Annotated in this window: 20 protein-coding genes; 11 read left to right on the top strand and 9 right to left on the bottom strand. The window is 59.6% G+C overall.

Features of this window, described 5'->3' with window-relative positions; genetic code table 11:
- Nucleotides 1–13 precede the first annotated feature (13 nt).
- A complete protein-coding gene (locus AC1DZV_RS00360) occupies nt 14–913 on the bottom strand; it encodes a carbon-nitrogen hydrolase family protein (RefSeq protein WP_043433978.1) in 900 nt (299 codons plus the stop codon).
- Between the two features lie 115 nt (nt 914–1,028).
- Here AC1DZV_RS00360 and AC1DZV_RS00355 point away from each other — a divergent pair, with 115 nt between their 5' ends.
- Nucleotides 1,029–1,646 carry a TetR/AcrR family transcriptional regulator gene (locus AC1DZV_RS00355; protein WP_476952664.1) on the top strand — a complete coding sequence of 206 codons (618 nt, stop codon included), beginning with the start codon at nt 1,029–1,031 and terminating at the stop codon, nt 1,644–1,646.
- A gap of 83 nt (nt 1,647–1,729) precedes the next feature.
- The gene (locus AC1DZV_RS00350; protein ID WP_476952663.1) at nt 1,730–1,912 is read left to right on the top strand and encodes a hypothetical protein; all 183 of its coding nucleotides are present in this window, start codon (nt 1,730–1,732) and stop codon (nt 1,910–1,912) included.
- A 255-nt stretch (nt 1,913–2,167) separates the two neighbouring features.
- Here AC1DZV_RS00350 and AC1DZV_RS00345 read toward each other — a convergent pair whose 3' ends face one another.
- Nucleotides 2,168–3,040, bottom strand: a complete 873-nt coding sequence (locus tag AC1DZV_RS00345; RefSeq protein ID WP_156945017.1) for a LysR family transcriptional regulator — start codon at nt 3,038–3,040, stop codon at nt 2,168–2,170.
- A gap of 247 nt (nt 3,041–3,287) precedes the next feature.
- Here AC1DZV_RS00345 and AC1DZV_RS00340 point away from each other — a divergent pair, with 247 nt between their 5' ends.
- The 8 genes from AC1DZV_RS00340 to AC1DZV_RS00305 all read left to right on the top strand — a co-directional run bounded on the left by AC1DZV_RS00340 (nt 3,288) and on the right by AC1DZV_RS00305 (nt 11,279).
- Entirely contained in the window at nt 3,288–4,754 is a 1,467-nt protein-coding gene (locus AC1DZV_RS00340; RefSeq protein WP_476952662.1) for an ABC transporter substrate-binding protein, read from the top strand.
- Nucleotides 4,755–4,850: 96 nt separating this feature from the next.
- Nucleotides 4,851–5,867, top strand: a complete 1,017-nt coding sequence (locus AC1DZV_RS00335; protein ID WP_476945611.1) for an ABC transporter permease — start codon at nt 4,851–4,853, stop codon at nt 5,865–5,867.
- Nucleotides 5,864–6,778: an ABC transporter permease gene (locus AC1DZV_RS00330; protein WP_476945610.1), complete on the top strand. Its 915-nt coding sequence runs from the start codon at nt 5,864–5,866 to the stop codon at nt 6,776–6,778. The genes AC1DZV_RS00335 and AC1DZV_RS00330 overlap by 4 nt, the downstream gene beginning before the upstream one ends.
- Nucleotides 6,775–7,725, top strand: coding sequence for an ABC transporter ATP-binding protein (locus tag AC1DZV_RS00325; RefSeq protein ID WP_476952661.1), 951 nt, complete (start codon nt 6,775–6,777; stop codon nt 7,723–7,725). Before AC1DZV_RS00330 ends, AC1DZV_RS00325 begins: the two co-directional genes overlap by 4 nt.
- Nucleotides 7,722–8,546 (top strand): ABC transporter ATP-binding protein, encoded by an 825-nt coding sequence (locus AC1DZV_RS00320; RefSeq protein ID WP_476945608.1) that lies wholly within the window; start codon nt 7,722–7,724, stop codon nt 8,544–8,546. The genes AC1DZV_RS00325 and AC1DZV_RS00320 overlap by 4 nt, the downstream gene beginning before the upstream one ends.
- Nucleotides 8,547–8,548: 2 nt before the next feature.
- Complete coding sequence (locus AC1DZV_RS00315; protein ID WP_476945607.1) at nt 8,549–9,760, top strand: serine hydrolase domain-containing protein; 1,212 nt, start codon at nt 8,549–8,551, stop codon at nt 9,758–9,760.
- A 407-nt stretch (nt 9,761–10,167) separates the two neighbouring features.
- Nucleotides 10,168–10,311, top strand: a complete 144-nt coding sequence (locus AC1DZV_RS00310) for a hypothetical protein (RefSeq protein ID WP_476952660.1) — start codon at nt 10,168–10,170, stop codon at nt 10,309–10,311.
- 194 nt (nt 10,312–10,505) lie between these two features.
- Nucleotides 10,506–11,279: an SDR family NAD(P)-dependent oxidoreductase gene (locus tag AC1DZV_RS00305; protein WP_476952659.1), complete on the top strand. Its 774-nt coding sequence runs from the start codon at nt 10,506–10,508 to the stop codon at nt 11,277–11,279.
- 1,931 nt (nt 11,280–13,210) lie between these two features.
- Here the strand turns inward: AC1DZV_RS00305 and AC1DZV_RS00300 are convergent.
- The 3 genes from AC1DZV_RS00300 to AC1DZV_RS00290 all read right to left on the bottom strand — a co-directional run bounded on the left by AC1DZV_RS00300 (nt 13,211) and on the right by AC1DZV_RS00290 (nt 16,282).
- Complete coding sequence (locus tag AC1DZV_RS00300; protein ID WP_476945604.1) at nt 13,211–14,152, bottom strand: NAD(P)H-binding protein; 942 nt, start codon at nt 14,150–14,152, stop codon at nt 13,211–13,213.
- Nucleotides 14,153–14,572: 420 nt separating this feature from the next.
- Nucleotides 14,573–15,079, bottom strand: coding sequence for a flavin reductase family protein (locus AC1DZV_RS00295; protein WP_476945603.1), 507 nt, complete (start codon nt 15,077–15,079; stop codon nt 14,573–14,575).
- 12 nt (nt 15,080–15,091) lie between these two features.
- Entirely contained in the window at nt 15,092–16,282 is a 1,191-nt protein-coding gene (locus AC1DZV_RS00290) for an acyl-CoA dehydrogenase family protein (RefSeq protein WP_476952658.1), read from the bottom strand.
- A gap of 475 nt (nt 16,283–16,757) precedes the next feature.
- Between AC1DZV_RS00290 and AC1DZV_RS00285 the strand changes: the two genes are divergently transcribed.
- Nucleotides 16,758–19,172 (top strand): ATP-binding protein, encoded by a 2,415-nt coding sequence (locus AC1DZV_RS00285; RefSeq protein WP_476952657.1) that lies wholly within the window; start codon nt 16,758–16,760, stop codon nt 19,170–19,172.
- A 543-nt stretch (nt 19,173–19,715) separates the two neighbouring features.
- On the opposite strand, the gene AC1DZV_RS00280 is transcribed toward AC1DZV_RS00285, so the two are convergent.
- The 4 genes from AC1DZV_RS00280 to AC1DZV_RS00265 form a co-directional block, all read right to left on the bottom strand.
- Nucleotides 19,716–20,009 carry an antibiotic biosynthesis monooxygenase family protein gene (locus AC1DZV_RS00280; protein ID WP_476869430.1) on the bottom strand — a complete coding sequence of 98 codons (294 nt, stop codon included), beginning with the start codon at nt 20,007–20,009 and terminating at the stop codon, nt 19,716–19,718.
- A 203-nt stretch (nt 20,010–20,212) separates the two neighbouring features.
- The gene (locus tag AC1DZV_RS00275) at nt 20,213–21,547 is read right to left on the bottom strand and encodes an MFS transporter (protein WP_476945601.1); all 1,335 of its coding nucleotides are present in this window, start codon (nt 21,545–21,547) and stop codon (nt 20,213–20,215) included.
- Nucleotides 21,548–22,124: 577 nt separating this feature from the next.
- Nucleotides 22,125–23,360: an NAD(P)/FAD-dependent oxidoreductase gene (locus AC1DZV_RS00270; protein WP_476952656.1), complete on the bottom strand. Its 1,236-nt coding sequence runs from the start codon at nt 23,358–23,360 to the stop codon at nt 22,125–22,127.
- Between the two features lie 46 nt (nt 23,361–23,406).
- The gene (locus tag AC1DZV_RS00265) at nt 23,407–23,598 is read right to left on the bottom strand and encodes a ferredoxin (RefSeq protein ID WP_476869418.1); all 192 of its coding nucleotides are present in this window, start codon (nt 23,596–23,598) and stop codon (nt 23,407–23,409) included.
- Nucleotides 23,599–23,606 lie beyond the last annotated feature (8 nt).

Here is a 23,606-nt window from a genome sequence, read left to right as displayed (position 1 = left end):
CATGGGGAGTTCCTTAGGCTGGGGCAGTGCTGAGGTTGGTCAGGGTTGACGGGGCGTTGGTCTGCCGCCAAAGGCGGGGATCAAGCTGGCCGGCGTATAGCGGCAATGGAATGCTGTCGTCGTTTTCAGCGAACTGGTCCCAGGGGCGGGTGACGCCCGCTGTGCCATATTGACGGACGTTCCCTACCTGGTCCAGGTCGATCACATCAACCAATGTCGCGTCTTCGGGCCCGGTTGCCGAAATTCGCACGCGGCCTTCAGGATCAACCAGGAAACTACGTCCAACCCCGTGCGGGCCCGCCGCGTTCACACTGGCAACGAAATTCTGGTTCACGATTGCATTGGCTTGACCGATAACAACTTCCTGCACACGATCGTTGGTCGGCGTCTGGACAACATTGAGAACGAGCTCTGCCCCCATCCAGGCCAGATGCCTGCTGTGTTCGGGGAACCAGGCGTCGTAGCAAATTGACAAACCGACGCGGCCGTAGCCGGTCATGTCGAAGACCACGAAGTCCTTACCGGAACAAACGGTCTCATAGGGCTTCCAGGGAAAGATCTTTCGGTACGCGGCTACTGCTTTTCCTTGTGGAGAGTAGACAACGGCGGTGTTGTAGATATGCCCGTCCGTACCACGTTCAAGCACGCTGCCAGGCAAAAGCCAGATCCCAAGGTCTCCGGCAAGCTCAGCAAGGGTACGGCCGCGCGGGCCATCAAGAGGTTCTGCCGAGGCTTCCATGTAGGCCTGCCGGTCCACAAACCCGGCAGAATCCACCGTGTTCAAGTGAAGCTCCGGGTAAACGAAAAGGTCGGCGACGGCATGCGCTTTGACCCTTCGCTCGAGACCAGCAGCAAAATCAGTCAAGGACTCAGCAGGTGATTGCACAAGAGCCAGAGGGAGAAGTCGAGTCATGACGGTAGCATTCCTATCGTGGGAGATTTCATTAACTAAAGATTAATTAAAGAATAATTAACGAACTTGGGTGTGTCAAGGGTCACTTCGAGGCCAGTGTGAAAGCATGGTGAGCATGGCAAGACCACGGAATCAGACAGCCCGCCGGGATCAACTCGTAGCAGCAGCAGGACGAGTCCTGCTGGACAGAGGGTCATCAGCGGCCCGCCTTTCCGACATTGCCAACGAGGCCGGCGTCACCCCGGCTGCGGTGCTGTACTACTACCGGGACGTCGACGAGCTCTTCAGCGAGGTCTTCCATCAAGGCGTGACGGAGTACTGTGACCGCCGGGAGGCCCGCATCCAAGCCGAAAGCGACCCTGAAGCGCAACTGAGGGCCTGCATCCACTCAGGCGTACCTTGGCCCGGGGAAAGCGAAACCGCTTCCCGGATTCTCGTGGAACTCATCCCAGTTTATCTGCGCAACAAGGCAGCCGCTCGGCAGCAGATGGCGTTCGTGGAGCGTCAAACGAACCTCTACAAAGGGATCCTGGAACGAGGCGCGCAGGAGGATGCCTTCTCCCTCTCAGCGCCAGCCGGATTCTTGGCCCGGAGCTTCGTAGCCCTCGAGGACGGCCTCGTAATGGATGTACTCCTCGGCGACCTGACGCCGGAAGACGAGTACGAATTCCTGATCAGCTACGCGACGAACATGGTAAAAGCCAAGACCGGCAACAACTTGCAGCTCAGCTGACTCCCCGAGCAACAGCGGACACAAGCAAGTTGACGGGCGCGACTCATCGGGCGCGCACCCCGGTGCGTCGGTATGCTCCGGCGATGCAGTCCTCGGGGTCGTTGACCCCAAAGGATGTCGCGGTATCCGGACCGAAGTGGGCCCAGATCCGCGAATCGCTGGGGATCACAAAACAGGCCGCCCACGACTTGTACCGGCGCAGGATCGAAGAACAGGAGAAGTACCTGCCGAGCTTCACGACGCGGCAGCTGCGCGTGCGGTCCTGAAAGAAGTCAAGGAAGACTAGCCAGGCTCTCGCACCCATCCTCCTGCGTGGGCGAAGAGTGCCTGGTTCGATCACTCCCCCAGGTTCACGAAAGGTCCAGTATCGGCGTTTTATAGGCAGTGGAAGTAGCTTCGAGAGCTCCTGTCAATGGCCACTGCCCCCGGAGCCACGCCCCGCGAATCTCGTGAGCTTTTAGCACTCAGAGTTCGAGAGGCCGCTCAACCACCAGGGCCGAGAGTTGAGGATTGCATCCCCTCTATATTCGAGCGGCGGGGTACAGCTCCGAGGTGAAACGTGAAAGGTTCTGCAGGCACTCCCTTATCGCAGGCGCGGCGAAATGCAGCGGATTCCAGACACCGAAAAGAGTGAACACGAGGTCCTTTCCCCGATGAGTGATGGGCATGGCGTGCACCCCGAAATTCGGATCATCCGAGAGCACGCAGATGCCTTTGCCGGCGGCTGCCAAGGCTTGGCCGACCACGGCCGAGCGTACTTCAAATCCGGTCGTGTAGGTGAGGCGCTCAGTGCTGACAGCATCATCGAACATTGTGCGGACACCAAAATCAGCGGTCATGGTTATGAGAGGCCATTGGACGAGTTCCTGGAGGCTGATTTTCTCCCTCCCGGCAAGAGGGTGTTTGGCGTTGCACTGGGCCCAAAGGAACGCCCTGCCAACTACAACCGATTTGAGCTCGGATGGTGGGGGCTTTGTTCCCAGAGCGAAGTCAGCCTTACCGTCCTGCAACGCCGAGTAGACAAACTCAGGGGTCGCCTCGACAACATTGGTCAGGACTCCATCGGGCCCCTGCGAGACAATGAAAGGGGCGATGATGTCGGCGACGGTGGCAGAGGCTGCCGCTACCGTAAGCCGTTGCACCGAACCTCCGGCCATCGCCCGCGCGGATGATTTGGCCTGGGCGGCGCGGGTGACCAGGTCCTTGGCGATGGGCAGAAACGCAGTGCCCGCCGCGGTCAGCGACAATTTTGCTCCTGACCTATCGAAGAGGGTGAGCCCGAGGTCCTGCTCCAAGGAGCGAAGCTGCCGGGATAAAGAGGGTTGGGCCACCCGCAAACAGCGTGAAGCGGCATTGATTGATCCTTCATCAACGATGCTCAGGAAATACGTCAAGTGCCTCAAGTCCACTATGCCTCCAAGGTATGAGTTTTACTCATGATAGGCATTTCCCAGGTATAGGTACACCTAGTTAGACTCGTCACACTTCCCACCCTTCTTCAAGGAGTCTCTGTTGGCACTCTCTTTTCCACACCCGGCTCGGACGGTGCTTGTCACGGCCACAGCCGCCGTCGTTGCCCTTAGCGCGGCGGGATGCAGTCCTGCCGCACCCAAAGCTTCTTCCGGCCCCGACGTTTTCTCTGTGGCCGCATCTGCAGCCATTACCACGTGGGATCCGGTTCGTTCGTTTTCCACCGAAGCCCTCTACATGGGCAACATATACGAACCCCTGCTTTGGAAGAACCCTGCAGGTTCCGCAGAAGCGTATTCCCCGGCAATAGCCGAGTCCTGGAGCGCCAGTGCAGACGGAAAATCCTGGACATTCAAGATCCGCTCCGGAGCCACCTTCCACGACGGCGAGCCGATCAATGCCGCGGCGGTCAAAGCCAGCATCGACGCTGCCAGGGACCATGCAGCCGCATCCTTCATCTGGGCACCGGTGGAGAGCGTTACCGCCCCGGACGACTCCACTGTCACGCTGCAGCTGAAGTACGCTGCGCCGATGGACCTCGTCGCCTCCTCGACCTACGGCGCCTGGATCGTTGCCCCGAAGGCCCTGGCCGCATCCGCCAAGAATGACAAGTACTTCGAGGCCGGAATCGACGCGGGCTCCGGCCCCTACACCATCGGCTCCTACAAGCCCGGCTCTAAGGTCGTGCTGAAGAAGTACGACGGCTACTGGAACAAAAAGGCTGCATCGCACTTCGACTTTGTCGACATCTCTATCACCCCGGACGCAGTCACGGCCCAGCAGATGCTGACCGCAGGTGAGGTGGACTACGCGACCAACATTCCCTTGGAAAACCTCAAGACCCTGGCCAGCGATCCGAAGTTCACGGTGAAAGACTTCAACTCACCGTTCAACTTCCTGGCCATGTTTAACACCAGCCGCGCACCACTCAACGACCCGGAGGTCCGCCGCGCGCTCAGCTACGCGATTCCGTACAAAGAGATCATTGACATCGGAGGGCAGGGCTACGGCACGCAGTCCCACGGCCCTGCTCCCAGCGGCATCTTCCCCTACAGCCAGGACGTCCCGCAGTACTCCCAGGACTTGGAAAAGGCCAAGCAACTATTGGCCTCAGCTGGTCATGCCGACGGCATGAACCTCAAACTCACCTACGCCTCCGAGAATCCCGCGGAAGCGCGGTTCGTGCCGCTGATCAAGGACGCCTTCGCCAAAATCGGTGTGAAGCTGGACGTGAAAGCCGAACTTTTCAACCAGCAATGGGACAGCGCAAAGGCTGATCCTCAGAGCGCCCAGGACATCTTTGTACTTAACTACTGGCCGACTTACAGCGACGCCGGCAGCGACAATCTCACGACGCTGTTCCATTCCAGCGAAAAGCCATCCTTCAACCTGAGCTATTGGAAGTCCCCGGAGTACGACAAATTGGTGGACAAGGCGGCAACCTTGACGGGAACGGACAGGGACGCAGCCCAGGGCCTTTATAAGGAAGCCATGGACCTCCTCTATAGGGAAGCACCTGCCGCATTCCTCTACGATGCCCGCACAGTCTCAGTCGTTCCGGCCGGGTTGGAAGTTCCCGCCTACAACGAAAATTACCCGTTCACGGCCTTCTTCGCCCCCATCAAACGCGCCGCCTAAACGATACGACGCAGGCAGGGCCCGGGCTGCACCAACAAAGCCCGGGCCCTTGCCCTGCCCGCCCATCCCGCCACACCAATCAAGAAAAGGAGAACCATGTTGCGTTTCGTCGCCCGGCGGCTCATCACCTCGGTGCTGGTTCTCGCCGTGCTTACCGCGATCGTCTTCATCCTTGCCCGCATCGTTCCCAGCGACCCGGCCGTCATCTACGCCGGCCCGAAGGCGCCCCCAGCCGAGCTGGACAGGGTCCGGGAGCACCTCGGCTTTAACCGTCCGATCCTCGAACAGTACTTCGACTACGTCGCAAAGCTGATCACCGGGGACTGGGGCCAGTCTCTTGCCACAAAACGCCCCGTGTTGGATGAGCTGTTCACCCGCCTCCCAGCCACATTGGAACTCATCGGGTTTGCCATGGTTCTCGCTGTTTCGGCAGGGGTCATCTTGGGCGTGGTTGCCTCCCGCCGTCCTGGCGGATTCATCGACGGAGCAATCCGTTTCCTCTCCATCGGAGGGATTTCCGTGCCCGCCTTCTGGCTCGGACTGCTCCTTCAACTGTTGTTCGTTGGGGGGCTGGGCATACTTCCGGCCACTGGGCAATTCAGCAACTCCATCAAATACTCCAACCCCATCTCTCACGTGACCGGGCTTCCCCTGTTAGACAGCATGATCACCGGCAACGGCGTGGCCTTCACCGATGGTTTGCAGCACGTGATACTGCCGGCCCTCACCTTGGCCGCATATCCTCTCGGACTCGTTGCACGAATGACCAGGGCCGCCATGCTCGATGTCATGAACCAGGATTACATCTTCACCGCCAGGGCCTACGGTCTGAGGGACACCGCCATCCGTTGGCGCCTGGCCCTGAAAAATGCTCTGCCACCAGTCCTGTCTATTGCCGGAATGGCTGCCGCCTACGCCCTGACCGGAACATTCTTCGTCGAAGCTGTCTTCAACTGGCCAGGAATTGGGCAGTTCGCTACATCTTCCATGCTTGCAGTGGACTACCCAGCCATCATTGCAATTACGCTCATGGGCGCCACAGCATACCTGCTGGCCAACCTTCTGGTGGACATCCTGCAATCCCGAATCGACCCCAGAGTGAGCATGTCATGAGCCCCACGACCCAAATCTCCGCCCCGACCGGTTCCGGGCCGGCCGGAGAACAGGCCACCCTTAAACCGATCAAACTACTTAAACAGACCCTGGGCCGTGACCGTTTGGCCGCTGTTGGCGCGATGATCATAGTCCTTGTTGTAATCCTTGCTGTTTTTGGGCAATGGCTGGCACCTTTCCCTGATCAGGGCATGGGGGCGACCAATGCCTCTGCCCGAAACCTCGCTCCCAACGCGTTGAACTGGCTCGGCACCGATCAGCTCGGTCGTGACGTTCTCAGCCGCATCATCATGGGCGCGAACCCGGCGCTGACCATCTCTGCCGTCGTTGTCGCGGCTGCGGCCCTCATCGGCATTCCCCTCGGCGCTGTCGCCGGATATCGCGGTGGCTGGCTCGACGAAGCCTTGATGCGTGTGACCGAGATCTTCCAGGCTTTCCCGCCTCTGCTCCTGGCCATGGTGACCGTTGCGATCCTTGGGCCCAGCCTGACCAACGCCGGCATCGCCTTGGCCATCAGCTGGTGGCCCTGGTATGCGCGCCTTGTACGAGCGGAAGCAAAATCCCTTCGGGAACGCTCCTATGTCGAAGCAGCCCGCGCCATGGGCATTCCGCAGCTGCTCATCATCAGCCGCCATGTACTTCGCAACTGCATGACGCCCATCCTCGTCCAAGCTACCGTCGACATCGGCACTGTGATCCTGGCCGCCGGGTCCCTGGCATTTATCGGTCTTGGAACTCAGCCGCCCCTGCCCGACTGGGGCCTGATGGTCGCCGAAGGGCGCGGGCTCATATTCAGTTCCTGGTGGATAGCCACCTTTCCGGGGCTGGCCATCTTTCTGGCCGTCCTGGGATTCAACCTCCTCGGAGATTCGCTGCGCGACCTCCTTGACCCCAGGCAGGTAAAGCGATGACACATGTTCTTAGCATCCGCGACCTCAACGTCGAATTCACCGACCGGGGAAAGCTTACCAACCGCCCCGTCCGCGGGATCGACCTCGATGTTTCCGCTGGTGAAATCCTCGGCCTGGTGGGGGAAACGGGGTGCGGCAAGTCCCTGACAGGACTCGCAGCCTTGGGGATCCTTCCACGCGGTGCACGGCGCACGGGGCAAGTGACCATCGGCAACGATCCCTTACAGGACTCGTCAGAACCAGGTGGCTCGGTGGCCATCGTATTCCAGAACCCTGGAACTGCCTTCAACCCCGTCTTCACGCTTGGCCGCCAACTCAGCGATGTCCTGGCCCGGCACCGGCAGATCTCGAGGGCCGAAGGCAAAGCTGAAATCATACGTCATCTAAGCCTGGTCGGCCTTCCGGACCCTGAACGGGTCTACCGCAGCTATCCGCACCAATTGTCCGGCGGGATGCTGCAGCGGGCCATGATTGCCATGGCTCTGCTACGCCAGCCCCGGCTTTTGATCCTGGATGAGCCCACAACGGCTCTTGACGTTACTGTTGCCCGGCAAATTTTGGTCCTCATTGACGAACTCCGACACAAGTTTGGGTTCGGTGTGCTGCTCATCAGCCACAACCTTGGCATCATCCGCGATGTCTGTGACCGGGTGGCGGTCCTTTACGCAGGCAGGGTGATCGAAACCGGACCTGTGGAAGCGGTCATGAACAATCCACGCCACCCATATACCCGCGGCCTCCTCGGCGCCCTCCCAGCAGGGCGAACCCACGGCCAGCGACTGAACGCTATTTCTGGAACAGTGCCGGGAAACCTCCTATCCCTCACCGGGTGCGCCTTCAGAAACCGTTGCTCACATGCAGTCACCGACTGCTCGCTCACCGACCCGCTGCTCACCGAGACCGGGCCACACCAGGCAGTCGCCTGCCTCCAGGAAGGCGAACTATGACCAACGTTCTCACCCTCGAAAAAATCGTCAAAACGTTCCCGCACCACAGACGAGTCTTCACCGCAGTCGACGACGTCTCCCTTAGCATCAAGGAAGGTACGGTCTACGGCCTTGTCGGAGAATCCGGCTCCGGCAAAAGTACCCTCGCCCGCTGCGCCATGCAGCTGATGCGCCCAACATCCGGGCGAGCCATATTTGAAGGACATGACCTCGGCAAACTCGGACCCAAGGCACTGCGGACCATCCGTTCCCGGATGGGAATAGTACTTCAGAATCCAGTGGCATCATTGAATCCACGTATGACTATCGGCGCTTCAGTGGCAGAGCCACTTCTGGCCCACACTGCCCTGAAAGGGCAGGCCCTCCAAACAAGAATAAACAATCTGCTGGACGAGGTCGGGCTGGGAGCCGGGCACGCCCATCGGCTCCCGCACCAGCTCTCCGGAGGACAGTGCCAACGCGTCGGCATAGCACGCGCCCTGGCCACCTCGCCCCGTCTCCTGATCCTGGACGAACCCACCAGCGCCCTTGATGTTTCCGTCCAGGCCCAGATTCTGAACCTGCTCCAGGACCTGCAGCAACAAAAAGGGCTCACATATCTGCTCATCTCCCACGACCTGGACGTCGTCCGCTATCTCAGCGATGAGGTGGCTGTCATGAAGACCGGAAAGATCGTAGAAAGTGGACCAGCCGAACGGATCTTCACCGATCCACAGCACGACTACACCCGCAGACTCCTCGAGGCAGCCCCAGGGCGCGCCCGGCCCGAATTGGCAGACTCCCACGCCCTCCCCACCCTTACCACGCAAGGCAGCGACTAAACATGCTAGAGACAACAGCAAATGGTTCCCTTCTGACCAGCCCCGGCAAGGTTGACCGCTATGCCGGCCAGGACTTCAATGAGCACGTCACCCTGGAAAACTGGCAGGAAAGCCCATTCAATCGCTGGGGCTTCGTTCACATCAGTGAGCTCATCACTACCGCAACGATCCGTCGAGGCAGAGCATCCGGGCCCTCCACTGGAAGTGAGTCAGCCACACCGGAACACGCGGAGAGGCGGCACAGCGTTGAGGAGTTCCTGGAATCCACGCACACAGATGCCATCGTCGTACTTCAACACGGGAAACTGGTCCTGGAACGCTATTTTGGCTCTTTCCAGCCGCACGACCGGCACGTCCTGATGTCTGTTTCCAAATCCGTCTGCGCGCTTACCATGGGTATTTTGGTGGGCCGGGGACTCATAGACCCGCAACAGCCTGTCCACCACTACGTCCCGCCGCTGAAGGGAAGCGCCTACGGGAACGCGACGGTCCGCCAAGTACTCGACATGACCGCCGCAGTCCGCTACAGCGAGAACTACCTGGATGCGGCCGCTGAAGTCCAGCAGCAGGATAGGATCGCCGGCTGGCGCCCCAAGCTCGAAACAGACCCAGAGGACACTTACGAATTCCTCACGCTCCTCAAAGCTGCCGGAGAACACGGCCGATCATTCCAGTACTGCTCAGCCGGTACAGACGTGCTGGCATGGATCATCGAGAACGTCAGCGGAAAGCGATACGCCGAAGTCGTCTCCGACGAACTGTGGTCCCAGCTTGGGACACTCGATGATGCACTGATTACCACCGATTCCGGTGGTTTCGCATTTGCGAACGGAGGAATCGCTTGCACCGCACGAGACTTGGCCAAAATCGGACAGCTCATGCTGGACGAGGGGAAAGCCAACGGGCAACAGGTCGTCCCATCATGGTGGATCAACGACACGATGCGGGGCGGAGACCCACAACTGGCCAGAGGAACCGCCTACCAGCAAGTCCACCCCAACGGCTCCTACCGGAACCAATGGTGGGTCCCCGGAGATAGCCGAGGCACGGTCTACGCTGCAGGCATCCACGGCCAATTCATTTGGATTGACCCCGTCAGCGACACGGTAATAGCGAAGTTCTCCTCTTATCCGCAACCGGTTGCACTCGAACTCAGCCGGGCACACGCCGCCGGCTTCAGGCAATTGATCAGCATCCTGGAATACACCAGCTGATTGAGGCGACCCCTCGGAGCGCAGGTCCTCAGCAATCCCCACTAAATAAAGGTCAAAGGAAAAAAATCACCTCCACGGGTAATCCGAATCTGACGCCGAAGCAAACCGCCGCCCGGTGGCTGTGCACCCAATTGCCGGCCTTCCGCTGCCCATCACAGAGCCAAACCGACTGCTGCAAATCCCGGTTTCCCACTCTGCTGGTTGCCTGCCCCTGTACTTCAGGGTTCGATTCCTTCTCCTGACAACGAACCACAAAGGCTCAGACGCAACCTGACACTCCTAGCGGTCCTCCCCCTTTCCCCGACATATGGGCCCTTATCGGCACCGTGTAATAAAGGAGTGGTTATTCTCACCGGACGTGGCCTCGGGTTCCAGCGAAACCTGGGCAGCAGGTAGGCGAAACCAAAGTGGTACGCGTCTTTGTCCCCGAGGACGGGCGCAACGCAGACAACTTCGGCGCCCTGGTGGCGGCCATTCCTCCCGAACACCTGACACTGGCCGACCAGGCACTGGAAATTGCCCGCAGCGATACAAACACGGCCTCCTCCTGACGGTGAGTAGGGACCAGCCTGCCCACTCCAAACACAGTCGACAGTGCGCGCGTACTCGTAGCAGTCAACTGCGGCCCTCGCATCTAAGGAATCAAAACCTGTACCCCGGTAGAGCACCAAACGATAGGGAATGTTTGGAAAGCGGAGGCGAAGACATCTGGCACGCAAGAAATGTGCCTACGAGAGGATTCAAAGTGCTATCGCAATCAACTTCCAACGCCCGTCTCGCGGGCAAAGTCGCGTTGGTCACAGGCGCTACTTCCGGTATCGGGGAAACAATCGCCCGCAGACTGGTAGCCGAAGGTGCCCAGGTGCTAGCAACCGGGCGGTCAATCGAGCGAGGGCAACGACTTGAAGCGGCACTCGGTTCCCATCTGCACTTCTATTCCACGGACATCAAAGACGAAGAATCAGGCAATGCCCTCACCTCCGCAGCAGTTTCACGCTTTGGTCGACTCGACGTGCTGGTCAACAACGCCGCGGTCGATCACACGGGAGATCTTCTGTTAGTTCCCGACAAGGAGATCCGAGAAGTCTTCGAAGTCAACACTTTCGCTGCCATCCGCCTTCTGCAAGCGGCCGCCCGAACCATGCAGGACACTGGCGGATCGATCATCAACATCACTTCACGTTTGGCCTCAATCGGAGTGCCCACCATGGGGATTTACAGCGCCAGCAAGGGAGCAATGCTGGCGCTGACGAAGGCTGCAGCCGTGGACCTATCCCCCTACAACATCCGAGTAAACGCCGTTGCCCCAGGCATGACAAAGACACCGCTGTACGACGAGTGGCTGGAAACGCATGCAGATCCAGCAGCGGCCGAAGCAAGGGTTGTTGACCAAATCCCCCTTAAACGGCTTGCACTTCCAAGCGACGTGGCCGGAGCCGTGGCATATCTGGCCTCGGATGAAGCCTCCTACATCACCGGCACCTCGTTGCCCATAGACGGCGGATACACAGCGCAATAGCCGCCACAAGAAAAGAGGATGACATGTCAACGCCTTGAGTCTCCGCCATTAACATTCCCTGGGCCGACCGCACTAGCCACGTGGACCAGTCCAGAGGGCAGCTTCTTCCTATGGGTCACCTTCAACAACGCGATTGACACTTCAAAACCGTTCGAGGTTGCAGGTGCCAAGGCGTAGCCTTCATCCCGGGTCGCGCCTTCTCGGTTTCCGGAAGTTTCGGCAATGCACTTCGACTTTGCTGCGAATCGCAAACCCCAGAAAGGATTGAGGTAGGGCACGCGCGCCTGGCAACGGTTCTCAAAGAACTCTGACGTTCCAGAGCAAAGTGCTGGCGGACCGTATGAGGAACCATGCCGCCAGCAGCGCCGTCTTGGGCACGGACGCCGGAGCTGCGAGGTGACGGGGCCAAACGGGTGAAAAATGAGGACGAGCCCGCCGGCATTGGAACTCCAAGGCATCCGAAGAGATTTCCCAAAGCCTGTTCGCTCCACTCGCCATGTCAACCCACGGTCAGGGACAGCTGAACAATCGTGATGTCAGAAAGGAACACAATGAGGGCCTTTGCCAGGAAGGGAGCATTGCGCAGTGGCGCAAGCTACGTCTCCACGACCCACTGGCCGGCGCAGCACTATCGTGCCCAGGAATACAGCGTGGCCCTCTTGGGCGTGATGTACCCGTGTGCGGTCCAACACTGCCACGACGGCCCAGAACATTTGGAGCCCACGCTGCCACCCGAGATCCTATTCCGTCGACGGAGCACCGACCTCATCTTTTACTACCCCATCCATACCGATGTAGGCCGGATTCCTCAGCCAACCGGCGAACAAACACCGGTACCAGCACGCCACGAAAAGCCCGCCGGCGCGAAGCATGCAAGCCGTAGGGCTTCCATCGAAGCCGTAGTTCGCGACCTGGCGGTGCTTCTCCTCCGGAAACGACCACAGTAAAACCGGCGCTGCATTTCCACGATCTAAGCGTAAGAAGGCTGCTCACCACGATGATTCCCTTCGTCCACCGAGGACCATGAGGCCTTTTAGGAGTTCGACATAACCGATTACTCATGCCGCACATATGCAGCACGCCCTGTCAGGGTTAGATACACACCAGCTTGGCGTCAGGCAGGTAGCCGAAGGGTTAGTCGAGGCGAAAATTTGGAAGAAATCTCCCTCAGGTCATGTCACCCCCACAACCCCCAGGCATGAATTGGTACAAGACCAACCACGGCCGCCAGAACAAGCCAGAGAGGAGCCCCGAATGACCCCAGATCCCAGCAGGCAGAGGGCTCACAGCCAGGGCACTTGACCCGCCACCCACACAACTTCATAGGCCACGCGGCAGCCAGGCTTCAGGCCGCGACAAGCGTCAGAGGGACCCGAGCAGGGTCAATGTACACACGTTAAAGCAAAAACCCCCTCTGACGAGGGGGAATGCTGTGCCCGAGGTGGGACTCGAACTGCATTCGCTCCCCCGCAAACGCTGCCATCAGGCTTCGACCGTGAAGGCAACTAAAGAGGGGGCAAGGCAGGGAAAAGTCCCGTAGAAACTCGGGCTTAGTTGCGAGTCTTGCTACTAAGCCCGAGCGTCCGTACCGCCAACTAAACCGGTCTTCGCCAAACGTCTAGTCCCATTTCGCCAACTGGTGTTCAAACCGCCAAGTAGCCTCCGACCACACAGAATCAGTCGCTGGTTCAACTAGAACGGGACGATTGTTCATGTAAATCGGAACAGGTTCAAATAGCGTGGAATCTCACAGCGGTATACAGCACATCACAATGGAATGTTGTGGTTGGGCTCCTGACAGTCCAGCTGCGCGCCGAAATATCTAAAGTGCTCGATCAAACCCAAGCCTGGTTACGAGCACGGAGACGGCTTCGCCCCTAATTTGCTTGGAGCGAGGCCGTCGTTCCGCACAAGGTCCCTATTGATGGTCCTTATGAAACCTCTGCTGGGATCTGGTCATAGCGAACGGACTTGACGCTTTCCATCACGGACCGGAGGCATTCGGGATCACGCCCTGTTATCAGCTTCACGTGGCCGGAGAGGACCGTCTGGTAACCCTCAGCTATTGCGACTTCGGCAGTGACCAACTCATCGCTTGCCCACATGTGCCCATCGGCGCTTGGCGGCATGCTTGGGTCGTACGTCCTTGGAATACCAATGGAGTCAAAAAAGGCGAGGCGCTCATCAGCTGATATTGGTACGTACTTGATGGGAGTGTCATGCACCTCCGAGCCGATGTACGCGATTTCTTCAAAGGTCAACAGTTCAGGTCCGGTGATTTCATAGACGGCACCAACATGCTTCGCGGACTCAAGCAGGACCGTGGCAGCGCTGCGGGCGACGTCGGCTTTAGCCGCCGGTGCCAAGCGCCCTTTGGCTGTTGCCTGTGAGATGTCACCGCTGGATGTGGCAGGAGCAACTAGGACGTTGCTGATGATCTCGGAGTAGAGCGCGTTACGGAGGAATGTGTAGTCCAAGCCGGAAGCCCTGAGATCCAGTTCACTCTGGTAGTGATCCCTGGCTGAAAGAGCGGGGTTGTTGGGGTGTATGCCCCCGACCGAGGTGTACACGATGTGGCGGATCCCAGCATGTTTGGCTGCGGCGATTGCGTTTCGCGTTTCGGATACTCGGTGGCCAAGATTAAGGCCGCTGATGAGGAAGAGGACTTCCCCGCCAGTGTAAGCAGCGTTGAGGGAGTCGGGTTCCTGGTAGTCGCCGCGCATCACGCGGATGCCATGTGTTTTGTGCTTGTAGAGCTTTTCTGGTGTGCGCGATACAAGTGTTAATTCGATGTCCGGGTCAGCCGCAAGAAGTATTTTTGTGACTCTGCGGCCAAGATCCCCTGATGCCCCACTGATGATGATACGGCCCAATTCGGGGCCTCCTTTCTGGTGTTTGTTCCCGGCCTCTTTGGCGGGAACCGTCTTGCAAGTGAACTCGGTGTCAGCCGAGCGGGTCCCAGAAGGTTTCTCCCGCATACGTGTCGGACAGAGTGGCCAGCGTTTCGGGCTAGACCTCGGGGTCGACAGCGCGTCGCTGGGCTGGTGCCCTTGTGGTTCGGTCAGGGTCACATCCGTTGATACGTGGTGGATGAAAGCGGTGAAATCGTCCACCATCGATTTGGTGATGCCGTTTCTGGGCGATGCTTTCTCCGGCTTCGCGGCTTGTCAGATCCAACTAGCATGTTCATTTGGATACCCCGTGCTAGAGCCGATTGGCTTGCTGGCCGCGCCTTTGCCCGGCCCGTTGTTTCATATTCGTGCGGAGGTATCCTCCCGGCGCCGTCCATGCCGCTAAACCGTGAGGTTGAGGAAGTTGCCTTGGAGGAAGATCAGGGGTGGGTTGGTGGCGCGTAGTTCAAGGGATTCGACGCGTCCGACGACTTGGTAGTGGTCGCCGATGAGATCGATTTTGTAGCGGGTGCATTCAAGGGTGACGATGGCGTCGTTCAGTAATGGGACTCCGCGGTCCGAGGGGGTCCAGTCGACTTCATCGAAGCGGTCTTCGGAGCGGCGGGAGAATGCTTTGCAGAGCGCCGTTTGGTCCTGGCCGAGGATGTTGACGCCAAAGTGGCTGGCTTCATAGAGGCGGGGCCATGTTTTGGAGGCCTTGTCAACGAAGAAGGCCACCAGGGGCGGTTCCAGCGAGACCGAAGTGAAGGAGCCTACGGTCATTCCGACAGGCCCGGACCTGGTGCCGGCGGTGACGACCGCGACGCTGGTTGGGACATGTCCGAGGACGTGCCGGTAAGTTCGTGCCGGGTCCTCAGCCGGTGTTGGGGGGATCGTGGGGGTGGACATTTTGGCCCTGCCTTAGAGGTTGATGGTTGGCTCTAGGCCCATCAGGACCCGGCCGTAGGCTTCTTTGCCGATTTCTGGGGTGACGAAGGCGTGCCGGGCGGCGATTTCGGAGTCGCGCCAGATCTGGTTCAGCACGTTGGCCTCGGCGAACGAGCCGGCACCGTTGGCGGTCATCAGCGCATCGATGGCATGCCCGATCAGTTCAGCGATGATGCCGGTGTCGTTGCGGATCCGGGCCCGGGTGGGCAGGTCAAGCTGCTTGCCGGCGTCGGCTGCCGTGTCGATGTCCAGGCACATCCGGTTCAACAGCAGTTCTGAGATGTGCAGGTTCGTGGCTGCCTTAGCCACGGCGAGCTGGTGGGTGGGTGAATTCTTGGCGTTGTCGTACATGGTGTAAGCGACCGGTTTGCCGGGCAGCTTCGCCAAGGTGATTTCCAGCGCATGCCGGGCCAGGCCGATCTGCGGGGCAATGAGGATTGCGGCTGCGACGGCATTGAAGGCAACGTTGGCCATGCGGTCGTCTTTGAACGGGGTGAGGAAATTTGAGCTCAGCATGTTGCTGAGGCGTTGTACGCGATGCTCGGGCACAAAATGATTTTCGACCACGATCGTGTCGCTGCCGGTGCCCTTCATCCCGGCGACGAACCAAGTCGGCTCGATGCTCCACGCCTCAGCCGGGACGAGGGCCAGCGCCATCGGGTCATCACCGTCAAGCAGGACACCAAGCGTTGCCCAATCAGCAGCAAAGGAACCGGAGGAATACGGCCACCTGCCACTGATCAGATAGCCCCCTTCAACCCGCTCACTCTTGCTGCCCGGGCTGAACGTGCCGGCCACCTTCGCCAACGGATTGCTCCCGAACACATCCTCCTGGGCCTGCCGGGAAAAGGTCGAGGCGAAACCGGTCCCGACCATCATCAGCGTCGTAACCCACCCGGTGGAACCATCCCCGCGGGAAATTTCCTTCGTTACCTCCACAGCAGTACGCAACGAAGCACCCATACCGCCGTATCGCTTAGGAACCAGCATCCGGAACAGCCCTGCACCTTCCAAGGCCGACACCACCTCCGGAGCCACGCGCCGGGCTTCAGAACCCTGCCCGGCGAACTCCCGGATCAACGGCACCAAATCAGTGGCACGAGCCACCAACCCAGCATTCGGAACATTGATATCTGACAATTCGGCGAGCGACGTCGCTGTCATGGTGCCTCTTTCGTAGTGGGATGTGTTGATGGATGGACCCCAAAAATCTTGGCGGCGAAACACAATTTCGACCTGTCCTCCTTTAGGTGAAGGGCAGATATGCCAAAGAAGCCTGGGCTGGTGTTAAGAATTGCTGTCCTCAGCGGGGAAGATCGCAGATGATCCGCTGGCTTGTGCATCAAGGCAGTCTGGCCAGAGATCCTTCGCGGTCCAGTGATCCGAAACAGCAAAGGAATCGCTGCAACCTTGGCCCGAATCAGAAATGCGGGCTGCGGGGCAATTGTCCGCACGGGTCCCGCCGGCGCCACGCCGGCACGTGGTTGTCGCTGCTACTCTGCGCCTCATCGCGCCTGGCCTTCCGCTTGCTTCAAAGTATCGTTCTGACTGCACCCAGTCTGGTCCCCTGGACCGGATCTAAAACGGGTCAGATGACCCAACCCGCTACGTGTATTGTTTTCTGCATCACAGGAGGGTTATGGGCACCGAAGCAGTAGTTTTTCGATCCACAGGGGGCCATAACCTGACGAGCTTTATTGGACGACGGCGAGAACTTGCCGATGCGCGCGAGCTGATGTCACGCTCCCGCCTCCTAACCCTTGCCGGTCCCGGCGGCGTCGGCAAGACCCGCCTCGCTGCGGAGCTGTCCTCACGGACACGGAAGGCCTTTCGCGACGGAGTGTGGACCGTTGAACTCGCGGCTCTGGATGACAGCGCCTTGGTCGGTTCCCAGATCGCCGCCGCCCTCCGACTCCCCGACCAGTCAAGCCGCTCTCCAACGGAGAGGATTTCGGACTACGTCCAGGAGCGACAGCTGCTTCTGGTCCTCGACAACTGCGAACATCTTCTGGATGCAGTATCAGCCCTGGCAGTCATGCTTTTGGACTTTGCACCAGAATTGCGTGTCATTGCAACGAGCAGGGAACCCTTGAGGATCTTTGGCGAGCAGGTTTACCAAGTACCGCCCCTCAGTGCCCCCGTTGTGTCAAACGGGCATGCGGGTGCGATTGAGGCCTTTGAATCTGTTCGGTTGCTGGTGGATCGGGCCCAAAGTGTGGACGCCGGGTTTGAAATCACTGACGGCAACCGGCTCGCCGTAGCCCGGCTATGCCAAATGCTCGACGGAATCCCGCTCGCAATCGAACTTGCTGCCGCGCGGCTGCGCTCCTTATCGGTTGTTCAGCTTGTGGAACGGTTGGACCGGCGTTTCGATATCCTCACGGGCGGAAGCCGGGCAGCGATTCCTCGGCAGCAAACGCTGAGGGCGCTCATCGATTGGAGCTATGAACTCTGCACGCGGGACGAGCAGCTGTTGTGGGCCAGGCTTGCAGTCTTTCCGGCCGGCTTCGATGTCGAGGCCGTGGAGGAGGTTTGCGGTTTCGGCCAGCTCAACAAACGGGATGTTCTTGACCTGTTGGATCATCTCGTCGCGAAGTCCCTGGTCGTTGCAGAAATCGTCATTGACGGACCCGTTGCTGGCGATCAGCGCAGACGGTACCGCCAGCTGATGACCTTCCGGGAGTACGGTGCAAACCTGCTTGAAAGCATCGGAGAATCTTCTGACTTGCGTCGTCGCCAGCGCGACCACTACCTCGGCAAGGCGTCTGAAACGGTAGCGCTCTGGTGCGGGCCGGACCAGGCAACCCGCCTCGCCGCGGCCAGGCGCGATCATACGAATATCCTCTCAGCGCTGGAATGGTCAGCGACCACGCCGGGAGAGGAACTAGCAGGGATGAATCTTGCGGCTCTGCTCAGGTACCACTGGATCGCCGGCGGCAACCTCAGCGATGGCCGCCGATGGCTCGACCGAATGCTGAGCCTGGACACGCACTGCACACCGGAACGTGGGGCTGCGCTGTGGGTAGCCGCCTGGGTATCCCTGCTTCAGGGGGACGGTGAAGCGGCGCAACAATATCTTGGGGAGTGCCGCGTTATCGCTCGTGACCTGGACCATCAGGTGCTGGCTGCTCATGTTGATCATTGGGAAGCTCTCAGAGAAGTCTTCGGGGGACGACTTGAGCACGCCATTGATCTCTTTCGTAACGCTGCTGCCGTCCATCACCGGGAAGGGGATAGTGCATCAGAACTTACCGCGCTTTTCCTTTTGGCCTGGGCGCAAATGTACGCCGGCCGGATAGAGGACGCCCTCGCAACGTGCCGGGAGGTCCTGGCTGAAAGCGGCAAACGAGGCGAGCGGTGGAGCCAGGCTTACGGGCACGCAGTCATGGGCCTCTGCCAGTGGCACCTGGGCCAACTCGATGAGGCCCGCTGCTCCCAGATCGCCGCGCTGGAAATTCAAGGCGACTTCCATGACGGGCTCTGCATTGCACTGACCATCGAGCAGATGTCATGGACCGCTGCCTCGAACGGGCGCTATGAATCAGCGGCAATTCTTTTTCACGCGGCACAGTCGGTATGGAAAGGAATTGGCACCACAATTTCTGCATTTGGTCCTCTTGAAACCGACTTCGAGCAGACTGCGGCCCAGGTACGGAACGAACTCGGGGAAGCCCGGTACCTGTCCATCCTCGACGGCCGGCCCGCGCTATCAATGGATCAGGCCGTGGAGGTCGCGTTGAACTCGGCGCGCGCCGCGTATGTAGCACCGCAGGCAGAAGGCTCCGCGGGTCACAAAAATTCTGCAGCCCACTGTACAGTCAAATCGGTGCTTGTGGATCCTTACAGCCAGCACGGGGGCCCGCAACTTACCGAACGGGAAGAGCAGGTTGCGGCCCTCGTTGCCCAAGGGCGGAGCAATAGGGAAATCGCCGCCGAGCTAGTGCTCTCGCACAGGACAATCGGTCGACACATCGAGCGGATGTTGGCCAAGCTGGGCTTCACCTCACGCACCCAAATCGCGTCCTGGGTCGTCGGCCGGATTAGGGCGGGGTAAACAATCCTGCCCTGCTGGGCATCGCCCGACTGTTGCAGTCCTCAGGCCAGGCTAACCACTTTCCTCGATGTGCAATCCCACCCATGGGTACGCCATCAGGTGCAGAGACGCCCCATACGGGTGAAAGTGTGGCGAGGGCGGATATGGGCTGTTCGGCGGAACTCGCCGCAGGTGCAGGATTCTTTCGAGATAGATGCCGATCTTGCCCATTTGGTACTCCTCATTGAGCGGGGCGGATTGTTTTGTCTCGCAGCGTAGCCGGGACCCGTCCTCGGTAAGGAACAGGTAACACAGGACTAAAACTGCGTCCGGAGCTTCTCCAAACGAGACTAGGTTTAGCTTGAGCCCTTTCGAACTATCACACAAATACGAATTATCGCTCGTTACCATACGTTCTCGATATGCCGGGCGCTGCCCCATGCCCTCATCGGATCGGGATGGCATTAGTGCGGTGCAATATTGAGCATTCAAAAAATGGATGTGTGGGACGAGCCCGATCATCTAGGCTGGTTCATGGCCCACCAAGGGATTCGACTCCCGTGACTATACTTCCTGACCGTTGTAATGGATGACGTTCGGTCGAGTTGCGCAGTGCGCCATCAGCACTCTGCCCAGTTCGTTGGCTTGGAGGGTGCCAGGAAAAGTGTCTGTATGGTCTTCAATTCTTTCCCAACCCACCCGAAGCAGATACGCGGCTGGAGTGTCGACACTTACCAACAGCTCAACGGAAAGGCATCCTTCTGCCTCGAGCAACAAACGCCTGACAGCCGCAAAGTCCACGAGGAACCCGGTTTCGGTTTCTGGATTTATCCGGAGGTCAGCATGTTCGTAGATCATCAGATCCTCTCATCAACTCAGGCATCTGCCAGCAGGCGTGTGCAGATCCGGCCCGCATTTAGGGCCCATTTCCCCGAACCTCGACGCAACGGCTGCCCTCGCCGCCACACTCCCCTGACCGTGTCTCGGCAGTGGAGTCTTAGGCGTCTAAATTGTTGGCAGAGCGTCCCCGGCGTAGTTTCAGCGGGGGACGCTCTGCCCTGTCACGACTCCACGGATACCGCGGCCTTGGCCCCTTCTTGCGTCTTGTCCTTGTAGCCACGAGCAGGCGCGAACAGTGCGAGGAGGCTGACCAGTCCGATGGCCATGACCAAGGCGGAGACGTATACCGGGTCGTTTCCGCCGCGGGCTGCCAGCAGGGCGGTGGCCGCGAGAGGGACGAGACCGCCGCCCAGAGTCGAGGACAATTGGTAGGCCAAGGAGGCACCGGTGTAGCGGGATTCGGCGCCGAACATTTCAGAGATGTATGCGGCGGTGGGCCCGTAAACCATAGCTTGGAGCACGGGGTTGCCAATCAGGAATGCCAGGAAGAGCAGCAGGAGGTTATCTGAGGCGACCATTAGCCAGATGGGGTGAATCATGAGGGTCATGCCGATCACGCCGGCCACCATGACCTTGCGACGGCCGATCCTGTCAGAGAGGGCTGCGAACATCGGGATCGTGAATACATGGATCACCTGGGTCGCGAGGCTGATCCATAGGACTTCGGAGCGGCTGTGGCCTGAAGCGACGGCGTACGGCACGGCAAAGGTGGCCAGCAGGGACTGGACGGCGAAGGCCATGATTGTTGCCAGGCAAGCGATGATGACGGCGCGCGGATACTTGGTGACCACCTCGAGGATCGGGTTTCGCCGACGCGCGTGAGACGAGGCTGCCTGTCGCTGAGCTTCAAGGAAGACCGGTGATTCGGCGACCTTGAGGCGAACGAACAGCCCAATGGCGACAAGGGCTGCGCTGAGGAGGAACGGCACCCGCCAGCCCCAGCTCATGAACGCTTCGTCGGGCATCATGCTGCACAGGCTGAACACGGCAGTTGCCAAGGCGGCACCCGCGGGGCCACCCATGTTGGCGAAACTGGCGGAAAAGCCTCGGCGTTCCCGCGTTGAATGCTCCATAGCCATCAGTGCTGCTCCGCCCCACTCGCCACCGACGGCTATACCCTGGATCACGCGCAGGACGATCAGCAGCAGGGGTGCCAGCTGACCTATGGCCGCCTGGGTCGGGATCAGCCCGATGCAGAAGCTCGCACCACCCATCATGAGCATCGTCAGGACGAGCATCTTCTTTCGTCCGAGGCGGTCTCCGAACGGGCCGAAGATCAGTCCGCCCAGCGGCCTGGCCAGATATCCAACGGCCAACGTCGCGAAGGATGCGATCATCCCCATTGCCGGAGACAGGTTTGCGAAGTAGAGAGGGGCAAACACCACGCTGGCGGCCAGGCCGTAGAGCAGGAAATCGTAGAATTCGATTGCGCTTCCCATAAAACTCGAAAAGAGTACCGATTTCATTCGGGCGCTGGTGGGCGTGTTGACTGACATTAAGACTCCTGAATTTGATGTCGCTGTATCGCTGGGATGATGCGACGTCTTATTGGTTTCGAACTTTCATTGAAAAAACTCATGGATCGCTTCGATATCGGATTAGCGCTCTTCAGCCACTTACCGACGCGCCTTTGGTCCCACTGGATGAGGCAGTTATGTCTGCAGGTTCCAGAAGGAGATTCGTTTGAAGGCCAGGACGAGGTCGCTGTGACAGACATCGCTCGACGCCCATTCTGGCTTTGGGCCCCACTATGGCTCGGAACGTGATGGACCGCGCTTTTTGTTAGATGCCGGATCCCACACTCCGCGGACTCGTGAAACAACCTTCCGGGTCGCTACCGCTCCGCCTTCCTCAGAAGCCGATGTACGGGCGGACCGGCATCGCGGCGCGAGCGTTCCTCGAGTCCGTCTCCCGGCGGTCAGTAGGCCATGAGTAAGATTTGGTCCCGGTCGTAGTCCAATCCTGGATGTACTTCGCTCAGGTGTGTACGTACCGAGCTGACGAGCTCGTCATCATCGGCGCCTTCCAGGAGGGAGCCGCAAGGGCAGGAAACATAGCGGCGTCTTTGGACAGTCACGGCACTGGCACCTCTCGGGCCGTGGACTCGAATCCCGAAGCAATACCGAGGGCGACGTCCCATGCGAGGGGTTGGCGGAGCTTCGCGCGCAATTGCACAAACTCCTGGCGCCGTTCGAAGGCCAGGACACCGGTGACGAGATCACCCTTGCGGAAGAGAAATAGCTCGCCGCCCTCGTTCCGGTTGAATACCACTTGCTCCCCTCCCAGCTGATGACCGGCCCACTGGACTCTTTGACCGTGCTGATCCGACCAGAAGAAGGGCACGTTCACGAAGGGAACGAGCGGCTCATCCTTGAGGTACTTCACGGCATTCAGTCCGGCTCCACGCCCCTGCTCCGCGGCGGTGGTCCAGTGCTCGATACGCATGGTGGCGTTGAATCGGGCGTTGGGCCAGCAGACGGCGTCGCCCGCAGCGAACACGCCCTCAACGGTATGGAGATACTCATCGGCGACGATGCCGTTATCCAGCGGGATTCCCGAGGAACCCAGCCAGGAAACGGCTGGCCGCACCCCGACTCCCACGACAATCACATCGGCTGCGACCTCGCGGCCGTCGCTGAGCTGCAAGAATCGGCTGCCATCTCGCTCGATCGTCCCAGTCGCTCCCACGCCGAAAAACGTTGCGACTCCCTTGTAACGGTGGAGCTCTTCGTAAACGCCGGAGACCTCTTCACCGAAACGAATCAAGGGGTGCACAGACAGGTCGATTAGCGAGACCTTGCGACCGTCGCTGATCAACGTCGAAGCGAATTCGCCACCGATGAAGCCGGCGCCGACGATGGCCACGGAGCGCTGACGATCTTCGACGGCTTGGCGCAGCGCCACCGAGTCGTCGAACCGGCGCAATACGTACACGTCCTGCTGGCCTCGGAACATCGGAGGCACGATCGGTTCGCAACCGGTCGTGATGATAGCGGCCCGGTACCTGACCTGGCCGGTATCAGTGGTGACGACCCGGCGCGCCGGATCGATGGCCGTGGCACGCTCCCCGAGACGGTAATGGACGCCCTTCTCTCGCAGTTCACGAGCGACCGGGTAGACGAGAGACTCGATATCGACGTGATCCTTCAAGGGAATCTTTGACAACGGCGGCAGCTCATAGGGCAGGTGAGCCTCCTCACTGATGATGGTGACGTCCAGTTCCGGGGCCTGCCGAGTAACGGTTTCGGCAGCACGCAGTGCTGCCGTGGATCCACCTATGATGACAACGTCGGTAGCGGTCTGGGGCATAGCCGTACTTCCTAACTGGATTCTGAGAGTTGAGAGTGGGTGTTCGTCATGATCGCGAGATCGCTCCCATCGGGCAGCAGAGGATGACTTCTTCGAGGTCGTCCTCGCGCTCATCCTCGACCTCGGAACGCAGCTGTTCGAGCGTGCCGTCCTGGTCGATCCGGAACACGTCGGGCATCAAAGCAGCGCAGGTGCCGTTGGCATCGCAACGTTGCAGGTCCACGTTGAGTTTGATCATGGGAAAGT

Source organism: Arthrobacter sp. P1_D12, from assembly GCF_056406175.1.
This window is presented reverse-complemented; position numbering and strand designations above follow the sequence as displayed.

Bases quoted from the DNA above. Each gene is read 5' to 3' on its own strand.
- AC1DZV_RS00360 (WP_043433978.1), bottom strand. From the start codon at position 913: ATGACTCGACTTCTCCCTCTGGCTCTTGTGCAATCACCTGCTGAGTCC.
- AC1DZV_RS00355 (WP_476952664.1), top strand. From the start codon at position 1,029: ATGGCAAGACCACGGAATCAGACAGCCCGCCGGGATCAACTCGTAGCA.
- AC1DZV_RS00350 (WP_476952663.1), top strand. From the start codon at position 1,730: ATGCAGTCCTCGGGGTCGTTGACCCCAAAGGATGTCGCGGTATCCGGA.
- AC1DZV_RS00335 (WP_476945611.1), top strand. From the start codon at position 4,851: ATGTTGCGTTTCGTCGCCCGGCGGCTCATCACCTCGGTGCTGGTTCTC.
- AC1DZV_RS00330 (WP_476945610.1), top strand. From the start codon at position 5,864: ATGAGCCCCACGACCCAAATCTCCGCCCCGACCGGTTCCGGGCCGGCC.
- AC1DZV_RS00325 (WP_476952661.1), top strand. From the start codon at position 6,775: ATGACACATGTTCTTAGCATCCGCGACCTCAACGTCGAATTCACCGAC.
- AC1DZV_RS00320 (WP_476945608.1), top strand. From the start codon at position 7,722: ATGACCAACGTTCTCACCCTCGAAAAAATCGTCAAAACGTTCCCGCAC.
- AC1DZV_RS00315 (WP_476945607.1), top strand. From the start codon at position 8,549: ATGCTAGAGACAACAGCAAATGGTTCCCTTCTGACCAGCCCCGGCAAG.
- AC1DZV_RS00295 (WP_476945603.1), bottom strand. From the start codon at position 15,079: ATGTCCACCCCCACGATCCCCCCAACACCGGCTGAGGACCCGGCACGA.
- AC1DZV_RS00290 (WP_476952658.1), bottom strand. From the start codon at position 16,282: ATGACAGCGACGTCGCTCGCCGAATTGTCAGATATCAATGTTCCGAAT.
- AC1DZV_RS00285 (WP_476952657.1), top strand. From the start codon at position 16,758: ATGGGCACCGAAGCAGTAGTTTTTCGATCCACAGGGGGCCATAACCTG.
- AC1DZV_RS00280 (WP_476869430.1), bottom strand. From the start codon at position 20,009: ATGATCTACGAACATGCTGACCTCCGGATAAATCCAGAAACCGAAACC.
- AC1DZV_RS00275 (WP_476945601.1), bottom strand. From the start codon at position 21,547: ATGTCAGTCAACACGCCCACCAGCGCCCGAATGAAATCGGTACTCTTT.
- AC1DZV_RS00270 (WP_476952656.1), bottom strand. From the start codon at position 23,360: ATGCCCCAGACCGCTACCGACGTTGTCATCATAGGTGGATCCACGGCA.
- AC1DZV_RS00265 (WP_476869418.1), bottom strand. From the start codon at position 23,598: ATGATCAAACTCAACGTGGACCTGCAACGTTGCGATGCCAACGGCACC.